At 64.1% G+C, this 16,285-nt stretch carries 12 protein-coding genes; all 12 read left to right on the top strand.

What is annotated here, in order from left to right; translation table 11 throughout:
- Positions 1-14: 14 nt before the first annotated feature.
- Positions 15-998 (top strand): sulfate adenylyltransferase subunit CysD, encoded by a 984-nt coding sequence (cysD, locus tag WG901_RS06745; protein ID WP_417602445.1) that lies wholly within the window; start codon positions 15-17, stop codon positions 996-998.
- The gene (gene cysN / locus WG901_RS06740) at positions 998-2,926 is read left to right on the top strand and encodes a sulfate adenylyltransferase subunit CysN (RefSeq protein ID WP_339586240.1); all 1,929 of its coding nucleotides are present in this window, start codon (positions 998-1,000) and stop codon (positions 2,924-2,926) included. Before cysD ends, cysN begins: the two co-directional genes overlap by 1 nt.
- A gap of 116 nt (positions 2,927-3,042) precedes the next feature.
- Entirely contained in the window at positions 3,043-3,780 is a 738-nt protein-coding gene (locus WG901_RS06735; protein WP_339586239.1) for a 3'(2'),5'-bisphosphate nucleotidase CysQ, read from the top strand.
- Between the two features lie 254 nt (positions 3,781-4,034).
- On the top strand, positions 4,035-6,461 hold the full coding sequence (locus WG901_RS06730; RefSeq protein WP_339586238.1) for a TonB-dependent receptor: 2,427 nt from the start codon (positions 4,035-4,037) through the stop codon (positions 6,459-6,461).
- A gap of 307 nt (positions 6,462-6,768) precedes the next feature.
- Complete coding sequence (locus WG901_RS06725) at positions 6,769-9,261, top strand: TonB-dependent receptor (RefSeq protein ID WP_339586237.1); 2,493 nt, start codon at positions 6,769-6,771, stop codon at positions 9,259-9,261.
- 144 nt (positions 9,262-9,405) lie between these two features.
- The gene (locus tag WG901_RS06720) at positions 9,406-10,062 is read left to right on the top strand and encodes a TetR/AcrR family transcriptional regulator (RefSeq protein ID WP_339586236.1); all 657 of its coding nucleotides are present in this window, start codon (positions 9,406-9,408) and stop codon (positions 10,060-10,062) included.
- A 69-nt stretch (positions 10,063-10,131) separates the two neighbouring features.
- Positions 10,132-11,115, top strand: coding sequence for an acrylyl-CoA reductase (NADPH) (gene acuI / locus WG901_RS06715; RefSeq protein ID WP_339586235.1), 984 nt, complete (start codon positions 10,132-10,134; stop codon positions 11,113-11,115).
- Positions 11,116-11,198: 83 nt separating this feature from the next.
- The gene (locus WG901_RS06710) at positions 11,199-12,911 is read left to right on the top strand and encodes a class I adenylate-forming enzyme family protein (RefSeq protein WP_339586234.1); all 1,713 of its coding nucleotides are present in this window, start codon (positions 11,199-11,201) and stop codon (positions 12,909-12,911) included.
- Positions 12,911-13,327, top strand: coding sequence for a nuclear transport factor 2 family protein (locus WG901_RS06705; RefSeq protein WP_339586233.1), 417 nt, complete (start codon positions 12,911-12,913; stop codon positions 13,325-13,327). Before WG901_RS06710 ends, WG901_RS06705 begins: the two co-directional genes overlap by 1 nt.
- Positions 13,328-13,492: 165 nt before the next feature.
- Complete coding sequence (locus WG901_RS06700) at positions 13,493-13,861, top strand: MarR family winged helix-turn-helix transcriptional regulator (protein ID WP_339586232.1); 369 nt, start codon at positions 13,493-13,495, stop codon at positions 13,859-13,861.
- Positions 13,862-14,033: 172 nt separating this feature from the next.
- Positions 14,034-14,774, top strand: a complete 741-nt coding sequence (locus WG901_RS06695; protein ID WP_339586231.1) for an SDR family oxidoreductase — start codon at positions 14,034-14,036, stop codon at positions 14,772-14,774.
- 36 nt (positions 14,775-14,810) lie between these two features.
- Positions 14,811-16,283, top strand: coding sequence for an aldehyde dehydrogenase family protein (locus WG901_RS06690; protein WP_339586230.1), 1,473 nt, complete (start codon positions 14,811-14,813; stop codon positions 16,281-16,283).
- Positions 16,284-16,285: the final 2 nt, after the last annotated feature.

Genomic DNA, 16,285 nt, shown 5'->3' with positions numbered 1-16,285 from the left:
CACTTTGCTCCCATATGGGAGCGTTGGGGTCAAGCGCGACTCGTCATGGAACCAGAGACCGCACAAGCGGAGAGGGACGAATGACCATCATTTCACCAACCAGACTGACTCACCTGCAGCGGCTCGAGGCCGAGGCGATCCACATCATGCGCGAAGTCGTCGCCGAGGCCGAGCGCCCGGTGATGCTCTATTCGGTGGGCAAGGACAGCGCCGTCATGCTGCACCTGGCGCGCAAGGCGTTCTATCCGTCGCCGCCGCCGTTCCCGCTGCTGCACGTCGACACGACCTGGAAGTTCCAGGAGATGTACAAGCTGCGCGATCGCATGGCGACCGAGAGCGGCATGGAGCTGCTGGTCTACCAGAACCCCGAAGCGGCGGAGCGCGGGATCAACCCGTTCGACCACGGCGCGCTCCACACCGACATGTGGAAGACGGAAGGTCTCAAGCAGGCGCTCGACAAGTACGGCTTCGACGCGGCCTTCGGCGGCGCCCGCCGCGACGAGGAGAAGAGCCGCGCCAAGGAGCGCATCTTCTCGTTCCGCACGGCCTCGCACGGCTGGGACCCGAAGAACCAGCGCCCCGAGCTGTGGAACCTCTACAACGCCCGCAAGAACAAGGGCGAGTCGATCCGTGTCTTCCCGATCTCGAACTGGACCGAGCTCGACGTCTGGCAGTACATCCACCTCAACGATATCCCGATCGTGCCGCTCTACTTCGCGGCCAAGCGCCCGACCGTGGAGCGCGACGGCATGCTGCTGATGGTCGATGACGATCGCTTCCCGCTCAAGCCCGGCGAAGTGCCGGTCGAACGCTCGATCCGCTTCCGCACGCTCGGCTGCTATCCGCTGACCGGCGCGGTCGAGAGCGAGGCCAAGACTCTGCCCGAAGTCATCCAGGAAACCCTTCTGACCACCACGTCGGAGCGCCAGGGCCGCGCGATCGACAAGGACGCCGGCGGTGCCGGCATGGAAGTCAAGAAGCAGCAGGGGTACTTCTGATGTCGGACATCGAAACCAAAGCCAACGGTCCCGTCTACGTCACCGAAGCGCTCATCGCCGACGACATCGACGCCTATCTCGACCAGCATCAGCACAAGACGATGCTGCGCTTCATCACCTGCGGTTCGGTGGACGACGGCAAGTCGACCCTGATCGGGCGCCTGCTCTACGATTCGAAGATGATCTTCGAGGACCAGCTCGCCGCGCTCGAAACCGACTCCAAGAAGGTCGGTACCCAGGGCCAGGAAATCGACTTCGCGCTGCTCGTCGACGGTCTCGCTGCCGAGCGCGAGCAGGGCATCACGATCGACGTGGCCTATCGCTTCTTCAATACAGAGAAGCGCAAGTTCATCGTCGCCGACTGCCCGGGCCACGAACAGTATACGCGCAACATGGTGACCGGCGCCTCGACCGCCGACCTTGCCGTGATCCTGATCGACGCGCGCAAGGGCGTGCTCGTCCAGACCCGCCGGCACTCGTACCTGTGCCACCTCATCGGCATCAAGAACCTGGTGCTCGCGGTCAACAAGATGGACCTGGTCGACTACGATCACGCCGTCTTCGACTCGATCGTCAAGGACTACACCGAGTTCGCGCGCTCGATCGGCATCGAGAACTTCACGGCCATGCCGATCTCGGGCTTCAAGGGCGACAACATCACCGGCCCGTCCGAGAACACGCCCTGGTACAAGGGGCCGAGCCTGATCGAGCATCTCGAGACGGTCGAAGTGCTGAGCTCGGTCGACGTCGCCAAGCCGTTCCGCCTGCCGGTGCAGTGGGTCAACCGCCCGAACCTCGACTTCCGCGGCTTTTCGGGCCTGATCTCGACCGGTTCGGTCAAGCCGGGCGACGCGATCCGCGTGCTGCCTTCGGGCAAGACCAGCACGGTCACGCGTGTCGTCACGCTCGACGGCGATCTCGACGAGGCGGTTGCCGGCCAGTCTGTCACGGTCTGCTTCGCCGACGAGATCGATTGCTCGCGTGGTGACGTCATCGCCACGGCCGACAATCCGCCCGAGGCGGCCGACCAGTTCGAAAGCACGATCGTCTGGCTCAACGACGAGCCGCTCCACGTCGGCCGCGCCTATTGGCTCAAGCTCGGCACCCAGACCGTCTCGGTCACGGTGCGCGAGCCGAAGTATACGGTCAACGTCAACACGATGGAGCAGATGGCTGCCAAGACGCTCGAGCTCAACGCCATCGGCGTGGCCGAACTGTCGACGGACAAGCCGATCGTGTTCGAGAGCTATGCGGACAACCGCACGCTCGGTGGTTTCATCCTGATCGACAAGATCACGAACGCCACGGTCGCGGCAGGCATGCTGAACTTCTCGCTGCGCCGCGCCCAGAACGTGCACTGGCAGGCGGTCGACATCAGCCGCGATGCCCATGCCGGCCTCAAGAACCAGAAGCCTGCGGTGCTCTGGTTCACGGGCCTCTCGGGCTCGGGCAAGTCGACGATCGCCAACCTCGTCGAGAAGAAGCTGCACCGGATGAACCGGCACACCTTCCTGCTCGACGGCGACAACGTGCGCCACGGCCTGAACAAGGACCTGGGTTTCACCGAGGCCGACCGCATCGAGAACATCCGCCGTGTCGGCGAGGTGGCGAAGCTGATGACCGACGCCGGTCTGATCGTCATCACGGCCTTCATCTCGCCGTTCAAGGCCGAGCGCGAGATGGTACGGGCGATGCTGCCCGAGGGCGAGTTCGTCGAGGTGTTCATCGACACGCCGCTGAGCGTGGCCGAGGAGCGCGACGTCAAGGGCCTCTACAAGAAGGCCCGTGCCGGCGATCTCAAGAACTTCACCGGTATCGATAGCCCCTACGAGGCACCGGCGAAGCCCGAGATCCGCATCGACACGACCAAGATCACGCCCGACGAGGCGGCGAACCTGATCGTCGACGCGCTGCTGGGCGACGCCTGAATTGGGGGTGGGGGCGGGCTTCGGCTCGTCCCCTGCCTGCCCGAGCCACAAGAACAATACCGGTCTTCGACAAGCTCAGGGCGAGCGGATCGGGACTGAGTTGGGAGCATAACATCATGAGCATGACCGACGCCGAACTCGCTGCGCATCTTGCCGAGGTTTCGGGCCAGATCCTCTTGCAGGTGCGTGCCTCGGGCATGCTGTCGTTGAAGGCGCTCGGCAAGGCGGGCGATGCCACGGCCAACCAGTTCCTCTGCCATGCGCTGCGCGAGCAGCGACCCGACGACGGGCTGCTGTCCGAAGAGGAGAAGGACAATCCCTCGCGGCTCGAGAAAAGCCGCGTCTGGATCGTGGATCCGGTGGACGGCACGCGCGAATACGGCGAAGCGCGCACCGACTGGGCGGTTCACGTCGGGCTCGCGATCGACGGTGTGGCGACGGTGGGTGCGGTGGCCCTGCCCGGGGTCGGCGTGGTGCTGCGCACCGATACGCCGGCGGCCGTGCCTGCGGCGCCCGAGAGGCTGCGCATGGTCGTCAGCCGCACGCGTCCGGCCAAGGAGGCGACCGACGTCGCCGAGCGGATCGGTGCCGAACTCGTGCCGATGGGTTCGGCCGGCGCCAAGGCGATGTCGATCTTGCGCGGCGAGGCCGACATCTATCTTCATTCGGGCGGCCAGTACGAATGGGACAGCTGCGCGCCGGCAGCCGTCGCGCTGGCGCACGGCCTGCATGTCTCGCGGATTGACGGCAGCCCGCTCGTATACAATCAGGCCGATGTTTACATGCCGGACCTGCTGATTTGCCGCAAAGAGCACGCCGAACGTATCCTAGGCGAGATCGCGCAACTGGCCTGACCGCCGCGCGACTGACGTTAACGCTACCATAGAATCCGGCCAAGAGCGATCTTGGTCGGGTCTGCGCGACTATGGCGGATTTGTCACACCTGCAAAAAAGGCGAGGACATCTCGTTTTGCCCTGTTGGCAAACGAACGGTTCATCTCTTTAATCATTCTCGATCGATTGGATCATTGGGGTAAACGTCGATCGCGCAAGAAGCGCGACGATGAATGCAGGTAACTGGTCTGGCCAGTTCGAGGGAGGATTGAAGATGAAGGGCATCCGTGCATTCGCTTTGGCTGGCGTCAGCTTGCTGAGCGTGGCCACACCGGCTTTCGCGCAGGACAAGGTGGCCAAGGACGCCGACGAAGTCGGCTTCAGCGACAACGAGATCGTGGTTTCCGCCCGCCGTCGCGAGGAATCGCTGCAGGACGTGCCGCTGGTGGTCAACGCGGTCACCGCCGAGACGCTCGACAAGCTCAACATCCGGGAATTCAAGGATGTCGCTTCACTGGTTCCGGGGCTCCAGCTCGGCCAGAGCCAGAACGGCATCGGCGCCCAGGCCACACTGCGTGGCGTCGCCTATGACGTGAACGCCAGCGGCAACAACGGCACGATCGAATTCTACCTCAACGAAGCGCACATCTCGGCCGGCCAGTTGTTCATCTCGATGTACGACGTCGGCCAGATCGAAGTCCTGCGCGGTCCTCAGGGCACGTTGCGCGGCCGCGCCTCTCCCTCGGGCTCGATCACCGTCGGGACGCGCAAGCCGGTGCTCGACCAGGCCGGCGGCTACCTCAACGGTTTCGTCAACGACATCCACGGTTGGAACATCAACGGCGCGATCAACGTGCCGATCATCGAAGACAAGCTGGCGATCCGCGTTGCAGGCGTGATGGACCAGAACCAGGAAAACCGGGTCCGCAGCATCAACAATCCGCTCGATCCGCATCAGGAGACGCAGTCGGGACGCGTGTCGATCCGTTTCGAACCGTTCGACTTCCTGACGCTCAACGGCAACTATTCGCGCACCCAGCGCAAGTCGCGCAGCTTCTACCAAGCCGAGTCGGCTAGCCTGCGCGATCCGGCGCAGCCCGCGAGCGCGGTTGTGATCCGAGCCGAAGACCGGCTTTCGACCATGAATCAGCCCGCCCGCTACACGCAGGACTACGAGGTGTTCAACTGGTCGGGGCAGCTCCGTCTCGCCGGTCAGAAGCTCGACTATGTCGGCGCGGTCAACAAGCAGAAGTATGTCACCAATATCCCCAGCGATACCGGCGGCTTCTACGACGCCCGCTATTCGCTCGCGCTGCGTAGCGCGAACCAGGCCACCAACACCTCGGGCAAGGAAGTCACGCACGAGTTCCGTCTTTCCAACGAAGAGCGGATCGGGGGCATGTTCGACTATGTGGTCGGTTATTTCTACGACAAGCTGGATTCGCCGACGGCGCTGATCCAGCAGACGCCGGTGTTCGGCGGCATCGTCTCGCCGAACACGCTGCTGACGATCGCCAACACGCCGATCACGCGCGGCGGTGGCTCGGTCGAGAAGTCGTTCTTCGGCAACCTCACCGCGCATATCGGTGATCAGCTCGAGATCTCGGGTGGCCTGCGCCATATCAAGTACCATTCGGACGGGTTCCTGACGATCGCCGGCGCGCCAGTCGCCGCTGCGGCCGAGAATCGCGACCTCAAGGCCACGATCTACTCGGCCTCGGTCACCTACCGCTTCACCCCCGATCTCATGGTCTATGCCTCGACCGGCAGCTCCTGGCGTCCCGGCTCCAGCACCAACCCGACGATCCTGCGCGAGATCGCCAATCCGAGCCCGTTGCTCTCGTCGTTCTATTTCCCGCAGCCCGAGCGTTCGAAGTCGTATGAAATCGGCCTCAAGTCCGAATGGTTCGACAAGCGCCTGCGCCTGAACCTCACGGCTTACCACCAGGACTTCGAGAACTACGCTTACAGTTCGCGCAACATCTTCATCGCGGCCTCGCGTTCGGTGAACGGTGCGCTCGTGCCCAACGTCTTCACCGCGGGTCCGGCGATTGCTGTGGGCGTGCCGGCGAAGGTCGAGGGCGTCGAGGCAGAGATCGGCTTCCGCGTCACCGACCGCTTCGACATCGGCGCGACGCTGTCCTACGCGCTGAGCAAGATCAAGAACGGCCGCATCCCCTGCAACGACTACTCGCCGCGTGATGGCGTTCCCGATGCTGCAGGCAGCGTGCCGACCTTCGCGCAAATCCAGACTGCCAACGGCGGCGAGCAGGTTGCGGTTTGCTCGGTCAACTATCGCGCCGGTGTCGGTGCGCCGTTCAGCGCGACGGTCACCTCCGAATTCTCGCAGCCCATCGGCTTCGGCGATGCCTATCTGCGCGGTCTGTTCACCTACCAGGGTGACTCGCAGAACGATCCGGCCAATGCCTTCGACAACGTCAAGGCCTATGGCCTGCTGAACCTCTTCGCGGGTATCCGCTCGGATGACGGCAGCTGGGACATCGGCGTCTACGGCAAGAACATCACCAATGTCGGCCGCGTGCTCAACACGCCGGCGTCGGTGCAGAACGTGACCTATCAGGTCGCCGGTGCGACGGGCGTTGTCGGCGGTGTCGGTCTGACGACTTACCGCCAGGTCCAGCTCTACACCAACCCGCGCGAGTTCGGCGTCAACTTCACCGCTCGTTTCGGTTCGCGCTGAGCCCAGAAACGGACTTCACGGGAGGCCGGCGGGAAACCGTCGGCCTTCTCGTTTCCCGGAAATCTCCGCCGTGTCTGTGCCCGTCCGTCCGCGCCCGCGGCCGGCGAATGTTAACCTATTGCTAAAATGTCACAGCCCGACGGAAACTGAGGCAGCCTCATTTTGTAATTGGTAAATCTCCGCCGCTCCCCCTAGTGACCCGCCCTCGCATCAGAGGCGCCGGCTGTGAGGCCGCGCGAGCGGCACGAGCCACTGGGCGATCTAGGATGCGGTTTTATCAGACCGATCATGCGGAGAGAGGTTACCTATGAAGAGCGTGCGGACTTTCGTGCTGGCCAGTGCCAGCCTTCTGAGCCTGGCCAGCCCGGCTTTTGCCCAGGATACGGCGGCCAAGGATGCGGATCAGGCCGGCTTCGGAAACGAGGACATCGTCGTTCAGGCACGCCGTCGTGACGAATCGCAGCAGGACGTGCCGCTGGTCGTCAACGCCGTCACCGCCGCCTCGATCGAGAAGCTCAATCTTCGCGAATTCCAGGAAATCCAGACGCTCGTTCCGGGCCTCAATCTCGCGTCGAGCGCAAACGGCATCGGCGCCCAGGCGTCGCTGCGCGGCGTCGCCTACGACGTGAACGCCAGCGGCAACAACGGCACGATCGAATTCTACCTCAACGATGCGCCGCTTGCCGCGGGCATCCTGTTCCAGTCGATGTTCGACGTCGGCCAGATCGAGGTCCTGCGCGGTCCCCAGGGCACGCTGCGCGGTCGCGCGTCCCCGTCGGGTTCGATCACCGTCACCTCGCACCGTCCTGACATGAACGAGGCCGGCGGCTACCTGACCGGTACGATCAACGACATCGGCACCCGCAACCTCAACGGCGCGATCAACGTGCCGATCATCGAGGGCATCCTCGCCCTGCGCGTCGCCGGCGTCTACGAGGAGGGTGACGGCAATCGCGTCAACAGCCTCAACAGCACGGTCGATCCGTATCAGAAGACCCGCGGCGGCCGCATCTCGCTGCGCGCCGAGCCGGTCGACTTCCTCAGCCTGTCGGCCAGCTACACCGCGACGAACCGCCAGGTCGCACAGTTCGACCAGGTGGAATCGCTGTCGCAGACGGTTGTCGGTGGTCCGAACGGCCAGGCGCTGATCACCGCCGGCGATCGCCAGTCGGTGCAGTTCATTCCGCGTCGCTACGAGCAGGACTTTAAGGTCTGGAACTGGCAGGCCCAGGCTCGCTTTGCCGGCCAGAAGCTCGACTACGTCGGCTCGGTCAGCGATTCGAAGCTCGACAGCCTCGATCCTTCGGATGACGGTGCCTTCTTCGGCGCGACCTATCCGCTCGCGCTGCGTCAGGCTGCGCAGGTGACCAACACGCGTTCGAAGCAGACCACGCACGAACTGCGCCTGTCGAACGAAGAGCGCATCAGCGGCATTTTCGACTACGTCGTTGGCGGCCTCTACAACAAGCTCGACGCGCCGACCTCGCTGGTCACGCAGACGCCGCTGTTCGCCGGCTTCTTCATCCCGCAGGCCGCGTTCCCGAACTTCGTGCAGACGAGCGGTATCGTTCCGGGTGCCGGCGTTTCGTTCGCGCAGCTGGTCAACACCACGGTCACGCGTCCGGCCTCCACCAAGGAGCAGTCGCTGTTCGCCAACGTCACGGCGCACCTCGGTGAGGCAACCGAGCTTTCGGCCGGCACGCGCTACATTGACTACAAGTCGACCGGCAGCCTGACGGTCGGCGGCGTGGCGGTTCCCGCGGCGACGCAGAACCTCAAGACCAGCCACTGGATCTACTCGGCTTCGCTGAAGCACAAGTTCACGCCCGACATCATGGCCTATGCCTCGTTCGGCAGCTCGTGGCGTCCGGGTTCGGCCACGAACCCGATCCAGTTCCGCGACCTGACCAACCCCGGCGCGCTGCTCTCGTCGTTCTACTTCCCGGGAGACGAGACCTCGAACTCCTACGAGATCGGCGTCAAGTCGACCTGGCTCGACAACCGTCTGCGCGTGAACGTCACGGCCTATCGCCAGGACTTCAAGAACTACGCGTTCTCCGCCCAGAACATCTACGCCGCTGGTACCGACGCTCAGGGCGCTCAGCGCGTGTTCCTGGCAGCGCCTGCTCTCGCGGTCGGCGTGCCGGCCAAGGTTGACGGCGTCGAAGGCGAGATCGACTTCCGTCTGAGCGATCGTTTCAGCATCAGCGGTACGGCGAGCTACGCCCTCAGCAAGATCAAGAACGGCGTCGTTCCCTGCAACAACTACGGCGGCGGTGTTCCCACCTATGCCCAGATCCTGGCCGCCAACAACGGCCAGCAGATCGCGACCTGCAACGTGAACTATCGTGCCGGCACCTCCGCGCCCTTCGCGGCGACGGTGCAGTCGGAATACAACCACCCGATCGGCGCGAGCATGCAGGGTTACATCCGTGGTCTGATGACGTTCCAGGGCAAGTCGCAGAACGATCCGGCGAACACCTTCGACGACATCGACAGCTATGCTCAGGTCAACCTGTTCGCCGGCATCCGCGATGCCGACGGCGCTTGGGAGCTGACCGGCTACGTCAAGAACGTGTTCAACGTCGAACGCGTTCTGACCCGTACGGCGCAGCCGCTGGGCGTCAGCTATCAGCAGCTGTTCTGCTCGGCCGCCGTGCCGCAGTGCGCCGGCGTTCTGCCGGCCGGCGTTCCGGCCATCACCTATGGTCAGTCGGGTTCCAGCGCTTATCGCGGCATCACGATGACCGCACCGCGCGAATTCGGCGCCACCTTCACGGTGCGCTTCGGCTCGCGCTGAGCTCGGCCTCAGGCTTGAAAAGGGAAGGCCGGCGGGAAACCGCCGGCCTTTTCGTTTGAGCCCCCTTTTCGTTTGACCGGCGCGCATGCCGCTAATAGGCGACAGTGCTGTTCATAACGCAGCGCGCACGAGGGTAGGACGAGGATGGAGAGTCGAGCCAAGCGGCGCCCCCGCGATCCCGATGCAACCCGCGAGGTCATTCTCGAGGCCGCGCGCACGCTGCTCGCCAAGGACGGGCCCGAAGGCATCAGCCTTTCCGAGGTCGCCCATCTCGCCGGCGTCAACCGCGGTACTGCCTACCAGCATTTCGAGACTCGTGAGAAGCTGATCGAGGCGACGGTGGCCTGGGCTTCGGACAAGCTGTTCCGCGCCGCCTTCGGCGATCCCGAAACGATCGGCGAGCGCCGGGTCGAAGAGATCGATATCGCCGCCATGACCGAACGGCTCGCTGCCTTCGCCATGGAGAACCACGAGCTCTGCCGCGTCTGGCTTCTCCAGGTCCTCGCGTCACCCGATCCGTCGCAGGACCCGTTCTGGCGCGAATACTGCGGCTCGCTCGAGCGCTGGGCCGCCAGCGACCTGGCCGTGCCCGGGATCGATGCCGAGGTTCTCTCGGTGATGAATCTGGCCGGCATTTTTCTCTGGCCGATCTGGGCGCGTGCCCATGCCGAGAACGACGCTGGGCGCGACGCGCTGGCGCAGCGTTTTGCCAAGGAAACGCTACGCCTGTCGATGTATGGCTCCTTGCGGGCCGATGCCTACCCCGGCATAGCGGACCGGCTTCGCGGGGGCGGCGAGTAGAGACTCACACGCCGTCGCATGATCCCATTTGACTGTTCGATAGACCGACCATTGCCCAAGGGAGTTTGTATGTTTTCTGCGATCCTGATCGAAAAGACCGACGATGGCCAGAAGGTCTCGGTGAGCGAGCTCGACGAGAGCCAACTGCCTGAGGGCGATGTCACCATCGACGTCGAATATTCGACGATGAACTACAAGGATGGCCTTGCCATCACCGGTGACGGTCCGGTCGTGCGCCGCTGGCCGATGGTTCCCGGCATCGATCTCGTCGGTACCGTCAGCGACAGCTCGAACCCGAACTTCGCAGCGGGCGACAAGGTCCTGCTCAACGGCTGGGGCGTGGGCGAAGTCCACTGGGGCGGTTTCGCCCAGAAGGCACGCCTCAAGGGTGACTGGCTGGTCAAGCTGCCGTCGGCCTTCACCGGCGCTCAGGCGATGGGCATCGGCACGGCCGGCTACACCGCCTCGCTCAGCGTCGATGCGCTGATCAACTTCGGCGTGAAGCCCGAGGACGGCGAAGTCCTCGTCACCGGCACGCCGGGCGGCGTCGGTTCGGTTGCGGTCGCGCTGCTCAAGAAGGAAGGCTTCACCGTCGTCGCCTCGATCGGCGACGACAGCGAGAAGGACTACCTGACCGGCCTCGGCGCGGACTCGTTCATCAACCGCAGCGAGTTGTCGGATGCCGGCAAGCCGTTCCAGAAGGAGCGCTGGGGCGCGGTGGTCGACTCGGTCGGCAGCCACACCTTGGCCAATGCCATCGCCCAGACCAAGTACCGCGGTACGGTTACGGCTTGCGGCCTGGCCCAGGGCAGCGACCTGGCGACCACGGTCATGCCGTTCATCCTGCGCGGCGTCTCGCTGCTCGGCATCGACTCGGTGATGTGCCCGCAGAAGCCGCGCCAGGCTGCCTGGGACCGTCTGGGTCGCGACCTCGACATCTCGCTGCTCAACACGATCGCGACCGAGATCAGCCTGGCCGAGACGATCCAGGGCGCGCGCGACCTCATCGACGGCAAGATCCGCGGCCGTCTGATCGTCGACGTCAACCGCTGAGCCTAACGGGGGGCGCGTCCGGCCGTTCGAAGCCGGGGCGCCCTCATCGGTCGCGGTGAATTTTTCAGGGAGTGGTGGCAGAGATGAGCAGCAAGGTCGAAGTCGCGGAAGGTCTGTCCATCGCCCGCGGCATCCCTTTGGCGGAAGAAGCCGGCATCGGTCCGCTGACGCTGGGGCGATACGTCCGCGAAATCGCGCAGCGCTTCGGCCCACGCGAAGCCGCGATGATCGATATCGACGGTCAGGTCGAGCGCTGGACCTATGACGACCTGCTCGCCAAGAGCCTCGAAGTCGCCAAGGCTTTGATCGCCTGCGGCACTGGCAAGAGCACGCGTGTCGGCATCATCGTCACCAACCGCCTCGAATTTCTCTCCTGCACCTTCGGATCGGCGCTCGCGGGCTGTGTCGCCAACCCGATCAGCAGCTTCTTCACGCCCTCCGAGATGGACGAAGTGCTCAAGCTTTCGGGCTGCTCGGTGCTGTTGATGGAGCGCAAGGTCCTCAAGAAGGACTTCGCCGACATGCTGCTCGGCCTTGAGCCTGCCATTGCGACCACGGCGCCCGGCGAACTGACCTCGACCCGCTATCCCTTCCTGCGCCACCTGGCGATGATCGACACCGACGTGGCCGAGGGCGGCATCGAGGGCTGGGGCCAGTTCCTGGCGCGTGGCCAGGACGTGGCCGACGACCTGGTCGAAGCTGCGACCGCGGCGGTGACGCCGGCCGATCCGGCCGTGCTGATGTTCTCCTCGGGCTCGACCGGCAAGGCCAAGGGCATCCTCAATTCCAACCGCGGCGTCTGCCTGCAGCTCTGGCGCTGGCATCAGTGGTATAACATCGATCCCGCGCATCCGCCGCGCACCTGGTCGGCGAACGGCTGTTTCTGGTCGGGCAATTTCTGCCAGGCCTTCGGCGGCACGCTGTCCTCGGGCGGCACTCTGCTGCTGCAGCGCTGGTTCGATCCGGCCGAGGCGCTCGAACTGATGGACAAGGAGCGCTGCTCGATGCCGCTCGCCTGGCCGCATCAGTGGCCGCAGCTCGCCGCCGCACCGAACTACGACAGCGTGAACCTCTCGGCGATGCGCTATCTCGACAAGACGATGCTGCTGGCCAAGCATCCCAGCGTGCACACCGAGTGGCTCGAGCCCGGACAGGCTTACGGCAACACCGAGACCTTCACCCTGATCACGGTTTTTCCCTCGGGCACATCGCCCGAACTGGCCGTGCCGCTGAGCTACGGCCATCCGACCGCAGGCTCGACGATCAAGATCATCGACCCGCTGACCGGCGCAACCGTGCCGATCGGCGAACGCGGCGAGATCGCGGTCAAGGGGCCTACGCTCATGCTGGGCTACTTGGGCATTCCGCTCGACGAAACGCTCGATGACGAAGGCTTCCTGCGCACCAACGACGGTGGCTATATTGACGTCGACGGCCGGCTGTTCTGGGAGGGACGGCTCAACGACATCATCAAGACCGGCGGTGCGAATGTCTCGCCGCTCGAGATCGATGCCGTGATCCGTGACCATCCGGGGGTAAAGCTGACCCAGACCGTCGGTATCCCCGACGAATTGCTCGGCGAACTCGTGGTCGGCTGCATCGTGCCGCACGAGGGCGTCATCCTCAGCGAAGACGAGATCAAGGCCTGGGCCAAGGAAAAGCTTGCCTCCTACAAGGTGCCGCGCCGCGTGCTGTTCTTCGCCGAGACCGAGCTTGAGACCACGGGCAGTTCGAAGATCAAGACCGCCGAGTTGCGCAAGCTTGCCGGCGATCGCCTCGCGGCGGAGTTGGCGTGATGGCAGGCGCTCCCGATTTTGCCGACTGGCTCGCGATCACCGAACTCAAGGCGCGCTATTGCCGGCTGCTCGACACCAAGGATTGGGAGGGCTGGGGGCAGCTCTTCACCGAGGATTTCCATCAGGACGTGACGGGCAGCGGCGGCGGCGTGTTCGATGGTCGCGACGCGGCAGTCGCGGCGACGCGTGCGTCGATCGGCACGGCCAAGACCGCGCATCAGGTCCATTCGCCAGAGATATCGATCGATGGCGACGCGGCTACGGCAATCTGGGCGCTGCAGGATCGTGTGATCTGGGATGGCGACCGTGCGCTCACCGGCTATGGTCATTATCACGAGCGTTATGTCCGTACCGCCGATGGCTGGCGTATTGCCGAGCAGAGGCTGACGCGACTGCACATGGATTTCGATGCCTGATACCAGGCTCCGGTGCGGCACGGGAAATCGCTGATCAGGCTCAAAATAAGTCTGGATTATAGTAACCTTAGCAAGTAACTCTCGTCCATGGACGAGACGATCGGTACGATGTTGGCGCAAGTGTCGCGTCTTTTGCGCAGGCACTTTGATGCGCGCGCGCGGGGCGTGGGTGTCACCCGTCCGCAATGGCAGGTCCTGAGCCTGCTGAGCTTCAACGAAGGCATCAACCAGGGCGGTTTGGCTGAACTGCTCGAGGTCGAGCCGATCACGCTCGGGCGGATGGTCGATCGGCTGCAGGATGCCCAGCTCGTCGAACGCCGTCCCGATCCCACCGATCGCCGCGCTTGGCGCCTGTTTCTGACCGACAAGGGGCAGATGCTGCTCGATCAGCTTCTGCCTTGTGCGCTCGCCACTTACGACATCGCGCTCGAAGGCGTCGAGGAGGAGGAGCGCGCGGTGATGATGACGGCGCTCGGCCGGATGCGTTCCAACCTTTCTCGCCGGCAGACCCTCGACGTTGCGGTTGCCGATTAAATCCTTTCGAATGAGGCAGTTGATCGCGACGTTGGCCAACGTTTCGGGGTAATAGGCGAAGTCTGCTTCATTTTCGTGCCAAGCATCGCCCGCGCGTTGTGCAAATCCCCTTGTCGTCGCTCTGGCTTTCTGGAAACCGTGCAGCCCCGACAGTCATCAAGCGAGTTGCAGTGTGGGCAAGACCATAGTCATTACCGGAGCCGGATTGGGCCTGGGCCGCGCGCTCTCGCGGCGCTTTGCCGAAGAGGGTGAGACCGTCGTCCTTTTGGGGCGGACTCTCAAGAAAGTGCAGGAACTGGCCGACGAACTCGGCGCGCCGCACTACGCGGTCGAATGCGATGTCAGTTCGCCCGATTCGGTGCGCGCCGCTTTCGCCACGATCGCCGAGCGCAGCGGCAAGATCGACGTGCTGATCAACAATGCCGCGGTCTACGAGCCGTTCTTGGTTAAGGACGCGACGGACGAGCAGATCCTGTCGATCACCAATACCAACTTCGCCGGGCCGATCTACACATGCCGCGCGGCGATTCCGCTGATGGAGAAGGGCGCCGCGATCCTCAACGTGACGAGCGAATCGGTCGCCTTCGAGTTCCCGATGCTGTCGCTCTACGCGAGCACCAAGGGCGGGCTTGAGCGCTTCACCGAAACGCTCTCGAAGGAACTCGAGCCCGACGGTATCCGCGTCACCACGGTTCGCGCCGGGCCGATGTACGAGATCGGCAAGGACCAGAACATGAACTGGGATCCGGCCGCCGCGCAGCAGTTCCACCAGCTCTGCGTCGCTTCGGGCATCGACCTTATGAAGCGCCCGATCAGCAACGTCACTTCGGTGACGGGCGTTTTCCGCGCGCTTATCGATCTGCCGCCCGACGTTCGCGTCACGCATGCTTCCATCGAAGCGCGCCGAGCCTAAATTAACCGACAATCATTCCAAAAGGGAACGAGGACCATGACGACACTTCCCGACGCCAAACTCTACATCGATGGCCAGTTGCGCGACGCCACCGGCGGCCGCACGTTCGACGTCATCAGCCCCTGGACCGGTGAGGTTGCCGGCAAGGCAGCCGACGCCACGGCCGAGGACGTCGAGGCCGCGATCGTCGCCGCCCGCCGCGCCTTCGATGACACCGACTGGTCGACCAACAAGGAAAAGCGCTTCGCGCTCGTGAAGAAGTATCGCGAGCTGTTCGAGGCCAACCGTTCGCGTCTCGGCGATCTCGCCGTGCACGAAGCCGGGGCCGCGCAGGGCGCGATCGACAAGGCCCACGTTTCGATGGCCCTCAACGGCTGGGACGACTATCTGGCCGTGTTCGACAAGGTCCAGTGGGAAAAGGACTACGGCAACAAGGATGCCTTCGGCTTCACCAGCCACCGCATCGCCGTGCATGAGCCGGTCGGCGTCGTCGCCGCGATCACGCCGTGGAACGTTCCGCTCTACGTCAACATCGGCAAGGTCGTTGCGGCGCTGCTCGCCGGCTGCACCGTGATCCTCAAGCCCGCTCCGGACACCCCGGGCATGGGCGCGATCTTCGGCGAACTGGCCAAGGAAGCCGGCTTCCCCGACGGCGTCATCAACGTCGTGTTCGGCAGCGATCCGGCCCAGGCCGGCGAGATGCTGGTCCATGATCCGCGCGTCGACCTGATCTCGTTCACCGGCTCGACCGCGGTGGGCAAGCGCATCATGGAGCAGGGCGCTCCGACCTTGAAGCGCGTGTTCCTCGAACTCGGCGGCAAGTCGGCGAAGATCGTCCTCGACGACGCGCCGAACTTCGCGATGGAAGTGGCGATGACCATGCTGGTGTTCCACGCCGGCCAGGGCTGTGCCGTGCAGTCGCGCCTGCTGGTGCCCGAGAGCCGCTACGAGGAAGCCAAGGCGATCCTCAAGGGCGGCTATACGAACTTCGGCGACAACTGGGGCGACGTCACCAACCCCGAGCACATCATGGGCCCGGTCGTCAGCAAGAAGCAGATGGAGCGCGTGCTGGGCTACATTCAGCTTGGCAAGGACGAGGGCGCCACGCTGCTCCACGGCGGCAGCGCGCGTCCCGACAAGGGCAACGGCTTCTTCGTCGAACCGACTGTTTTCGTCGACGTCACCAACGACATGCGTATCGCGCAGGAAGAGATCTTCGGCCCGGTGCTGGTCGTCATCCCGTTCAAGGACGACGAAGACGCGATCCGCATCGCCAACGAGAGCTCCTACGGCCTGTCTGGCGGTGTTTCTTCGGGCGATCACGATCGCGCGATGAAAGTCGCCAAGCGCATCCGCACGGGTTCGGTTTCGGTCAACAACGGCATGTGCATCGCCGGTGACATTCCGTTCGGTGGCTACAAGGCCAGCGGCATCGGTCGCGAATGGGGCGTAGAGGGTATTGAAGAATTCCTCGAAACCAAGATGATCGCCTACCCCGTCAAAGCATAGCG

Source organism: Novosphingobium anseongense, from assembly GCF_037482895.1.
Classification (GTDB): Bacteria; Pseudomonadota; Alphaproteobacteria; order Sphingomonadales; family Sphingomonadaceae; genus Novosphingobium; species Novosphingobium anseongense.
Note: the sequence above shows the minus strand (reverse complement) of the source record. Positions and strands in the feature narration are given on the sequence as shown.

Coding starts and splice junctions, on each gene's coding strand:
- cysD (WP_417602445.1), top strand. CDS start 15: ATGGGAGCGTTGGGGTCAAGCGCGACTCGTCATGGAACCAGAGACCGC.
- cysN (WP_339586240.1), top strand. CDS start 998: ATGTCGGACATCGAAACCAAAGCCAACGGTCCCGTCTACGTCACCGAA.
- WG901_RS06735 (WP_339586239.1), top strand. CDS start 3,043: ATGAGCATGACCGACGCCGAACTCGCTGCGCATCTTGCCGAGGTTTCG.
- WG901_RS06730 (WP_339586238.1), top strand. CDS start 4,035: ATGAAGGGCATCCGTGCATTCGCTTTGGCTGGCGTCAGCTTGCTGAGC.
- WG901_RS06725 (WP_339586237.1), top strand. CDS start 6,769: ATGAAGAGCGTGCGGACTTTCGTGCTGGCCAGTGCCAGCCTTCTGAGC.
- WG901_RS06720 (WP_339586236.1), top strand. CDS start 9,406: ATGGAGAGTCGAGCCAAGCGGCGCCCCCGCGATCCCGATGCAACCCGC.
- acuI (WP_339586235.1), top strand. CDS start 10,132: ATGTTTTCTGCGATCCTGATCGAAAAGACCGACGATGGCCAGAAGGTC.
- WG901_RS06710 (WP_339586234.1), top strand. CDS start 11,199: ATGAGCAGCAAGGTCGAAGTCGCGGAAGGTCTGTCCATCGCCCGCGGC.
- WG901_RS06705 (WP_339586233.1), top strand. CDS start 12,911: ATGGCAGGCGCTCCCGATTTTGCCGACTGGCTCGCGATCACCGAACTC.
- WG901_RS06690 (WP_339586230.1), top strand. CDS start 14,811: ATGACGACACTTCCCGACGCCAAACTCTACATCGATGGCCAGTTGCGC.